Raw genomic sequence first — 3,045 nt, 5'->3', positions numbered from 1 at the left:
AACCACGACGAGCGCAACGAGGCGCTGGTGGAGATCTGGAAGGAAGCCACCGACGAGGTCGGTCAGGCGCTGCGGGAGCACTACCCCAGCGACAACCCGATCATCACCATCGTCGACTCGGGTGCCACGGGTAACTTCACCCAGACCCGAACGCTGGCTGGCATGAAGGGCCTGGTGACCAACCCGAAGGGTGAGTTCATCCCGCGCCCGGTGAAGTCGTCCTTCCGCGAGGGCCTGACCGTGCTGGAGTACTTCATCAACACCCACGGCGCTCGAAAGGGCTTGGCCGACACCGCTTTGCGTACCGCCGACTCGGGGTACCTGACCCGCCGTCTGGTGGACGTGTCGCAGGACGTGATCGTGCGCGAGCACGACTGCCAGACCGAGCGCGGCATCGTCGTCGAGCTGGCCGAGCGTCAGCCCTCTGTTGATGGCAAGGCCACGCTCATCCGCGATCCGTACATCGAAACATCGGCGTACGCGCGGACTTTGGGCACCGACGCGGTCGACGAGGCCGGCAACGTGATCGTCGCGCGTGGCGAGGATCTGGGTGACCCGGAGATCGACGCGCTGCTCGCGGCGGGCATCACGCAGGTGAAGGTGCGCTCGGTGCTGACCTGCGCGACCGGCACGGGCGTGTGCGCGACCTGCTACGGGCGGTCGATGGCCACCGGCAAGCTGGTGGACATCGGCGAGGCCGTCGGTATCGTGGCGGCGCAGTCCATCGGTGAGCCGGGCACGCAGCTGACGATGCGGACCTTCCACCAGGGTGGCGTCGGTGAGGACATCACCGGCGGTCTTCCTCGGGTGCAGGAGCTGTTCGAGGCCCGGGTGCCGCGCGGCAAGGCGCCGATCGCGGACGTCACCGGGCGGGTCCGTCTGGAGGACGGTGAGCGCTTTTACAAGATCACCATCGTTCCCGACGACGGGGGCGAGGAGGTCGTGTACGACAAGCTCTCGAAGCGGCAGCGGCTGCGGGTGTTCAAGCACGACGACGGCTCCGAGGGGGTGCTGTCCGACGGCGACCACGTCGAGGTGGGCCAGCAGCTGATGGAAGGCTCGGCCGATCCGCACGAGGTGCTGCGCGTGCAGGGCCCCCGCGAGGTGCAGATCCACCTGGTCCGCGAGGTTCAAGAGGTCTACCGGGCCCAGGGCGTGTCGATCCACGACAAGCACATCGAGGTGATCGTGCGCCAGATGCTGCGGCGCGTGACCATCATCGACTCGGGCGCGACGGAGTTCCTGCCCGGCTCACTGATCGACCGCGCGGAGTTCGAGGCCGAGAACCGCCGGGTGGTTGCCGAGGGTGGCGAGCCCGCGGCCGGCCGTCCGGTGCTGATGGGCATCACGAAGGCGTCGCTGGCCACGGACTCGTGGCTTTCCGCGGCGTCGTTCCAGGAGACCACGCGAGTCCTGACAGATGCGGCGATCAACTGCCGCAGCGACAAGCTCAACGGTCTGAAGGAGAACGTGATCATCGGAAAGCTGATCCCGGCCGGGACCGGTATCAACCGCTACCGCAACATCCAGGTACAGCCCACCGAGGAGGCCCGCGCCGCGGCGTACACGATCCCGTCCTACGAGGATCACTACTACAGCCCGGACTTCGGGCAGGCCACCGGAGCCGCCGTGCCGCTGGACGACTACGGGTACAGCGACTACCGGTAGTTATTGAAGGAAAGAGCCCTCGCATCGCGCGGGGGCTTTTTTCTATGGGGGCGAGAAGACGCAGAATCGCACGATCACGGCCCACGCAGTGCGATTCTGCGTCTGCTGGCCAACTAAACTGGCCCCGTGCTCATCGGTTCGCACGTCCACAACGACGACCCCCTGGCCGCCGCCCAGGCCGACGGCGCCGACGCGGTGCAGTTCTTCCTCGGCAACCCGCAGAGCTGGAAAAAGCCCAAGCCCCGCGATGACGCCGAGGCCCTGAAGGCGTCCACCATCCCGCTGTACGTCCACGCGCCATACCTGATCAACGTGGCGTCGGCCAACAACCGCATCCGCATCCCGTCGCGCAAGATCCTGCAGGACACCTGCGACGCGGCCGCGGAAATCAACGCGACGGCGGTGATCGTGCACGGCGGCCATGCCGACGACGACGACATGGAGGCCGGCTTCGAGCGCTGGGTCAAGGCGCTGGATTACCTCGAAACCGACGTGCCGGTGTATCTAGAGAACACCGCGGGCGGCGACCACGCGATGGCTCGCTACTTCGACACCATCGGTCGGCTCTGGGATCACATCGGCGACAAGGGAATTGGCTTCTGCCTGGACACCTGCCACGCCTGGGCCGCGGGTGAGGAGCTGGTCGACGCCGTGGAGCGGATAAGGGCCTTGACAGGGCGCATCGATCTGGTCCACTGCAATGACTCGCGGGACGCGGCGGGCTCGGGCGCGGACCGGCACGCCAACTTCGGCACCGGTCAGATCGATCCGAAACTCCTTGCGGCGGTGGTCAGGGCGGCCGACGCGCCGGTGATCTGCGAAACCGCCGACGAGGGCCGCAAGGACGACATCGCGTTCCTGCGGGAGAAGTGCTCCGACGGTTAGCCGCGCTGCTTGGGGTGGCACTCGTGGTCGCCGCGTGCTCGCCTGCTCTGGTGGTCGCGCTGCACGGCCACGCCGGTAGCGCCGCGCAACAACGTGTCGATGACGTCGGCTTCATCAACGCGGTGGTCGACGACATTTTCAAGAACGCCGGCGTCAGTCCCACCACCCTCGGTAACGGTCCGTTACATCTCTTGTGCAACTGTTCAAAAACTGTAACATGATGGCATGCCAGACACCCATGTCGTCACCAACCAGGTCCCGCCGCTGGAGAACTACAACCCCGCGACATCCGCCGTGCTTGTCGAGGCCCTGATCCGCGAGGGCGGGCAGTGGGGCTCAGAAGAGGTGAACGAGGTCGGGGCGCTTGCGGGCAGCCGCGAAGCGCAGCGGTGGGGCGAGCTCGCCGACCGCAACCGGCCCGTGCTGCACACCCACGACCGGTACGGCCACCGCGTCGACGAGGTGGAGTACGACCCGGCGTACCACCAGCTG

Annotated in this window: 2 protein-coding genes and 2 pseudogenes; all 4 read left to right on the top strand. The window is 66.9% G+C overall.

The features are described 5' to 3' along the window. Window positions 1–1,668 (top strand): annotated as a pseudogene (locus JO059_RS10840) (DNA-directed RNA polymerase subunit beta'); the annotation flags it as partial. A gap of 126 nt (window positions 1,669–1,794) precedes the next feature. Next, window positions 1,795–2,553, top strand: a complete 759-nt coding sequence (locus JO059_RS10835) for a deoxyribonuclease IV (protein WP_293316687.1) — start codon at window positions 1,795–1,797, stop codon at window positions 2,551–2,553. A 14-nt stretch (window positions 2,554–2,567) separates the two neighbouring features. Next, window positions 2,568–2,774, top strand: a complete 207-nt coding sequence (locus JO059_RS10830; protein ID WP_293316685.1) for a hypothetical protein — start codon at window positions 2,568–2,570, stop codon at window positions 2,772–2,774. A 4-nt stretch (window positions 2,775–2,778) separates the two neighbouring features. Continuing rightward, window positions 2,779–3,045 (top strand): annotated as a pseudogene (locus JO059_RS10825) (DNA alkylation response protein); the annotation flags it as partial.

This window comes from Mycobacterium sp., assembly GCF_019247615.1.
Lineage (GTDB): Bacteria > Actinomycetota > Actinomycetes > Mycobacteriales > Mycobacteriaceae > Mycobacterium.
Note: the sequence above shows the minus strand (reverse complement) of the source record. Positions and strands in the feature narration are given on the sequence as shown.